The following is a 596-nucleotide window of genomic DNA, read 5'->3' as shown; positions in this document are numbered from 1 at the left end:
TGCTCTCGGCGGTCACCGGCGAGATGATCGGCGCCATGTCAGGGAATTCGGGGGCCAAGGCTTGCGTGCTCGCCCATCGCGACGAACTGACGGCGCAGAACCTCGCCAAGTTCCAGCGCGTAGTGCCGGGCATCGCCACCTCGGTCATCGACGCCACCGAGAAATCCTGGGGCGGCCAGGTCGCCTTCGCCATGGTGCCGACGCTGGCGCGCGCCTCGAACCTCGCCGACATGCCGCGTCTCGACCTGCTGGTTGTCGACGAGGCGCACCATGCCGTCGCCGACAGCTATCGCCGCATCATTGACCGGGTGCGCGAGGCCAATCCCGACGCCCGCATCTTCGGGGTCACGGCGACGCCGAACCGGGGCGACAGGAAGGGCCTGCGCGAGGTTTTCGACAACGTGGCCGATCAGGTGCGGCTGGGCGAACTGATCGCCTCAGGCCACCTGGTGCCGCCGCGCACCTTCGTCATCGACGTGGGCGTGCAGGACGAACTGCGCTCGGTCCGCAAGACCATGTCGGATTTCGACATGGCGGAGGTGGCGGGCATCATGGACCGCGCCCCCGTCACCGACGAGGTGATCCGGCACTGGAAG

The 596-nt window shown here is 68.1% G+C and carries 1 protein-coding gene; it reads left to right on the top strand.

The genetic code is table 11. The features are described 5' to 3' along the window. Positions 1-596, top strand: a 596-nt coding sequence (locus tag E3D03_RS21205; RefSeq protein ID WP_263568575.1) for a DEAD/DEAH box helicase, incomplete at both ends; no start/stop codon positions are given.

The sequence above is a fragment of the Paracoccus sp. DMF genome (assembly GCF_004407025.1).
Lineage (GTDB): Bacteria > Pseudomonadota > Alphaproteobacteria > Rhodobacterales > Rhodobacteraceae > Paracoccus > Paracoccus aminovorans_B.
The sequence above is the reverse complement of the archived record's forward strand: the minus strand, read 5'-3'. Positions and strand labels throughout refer to the sequence as shown.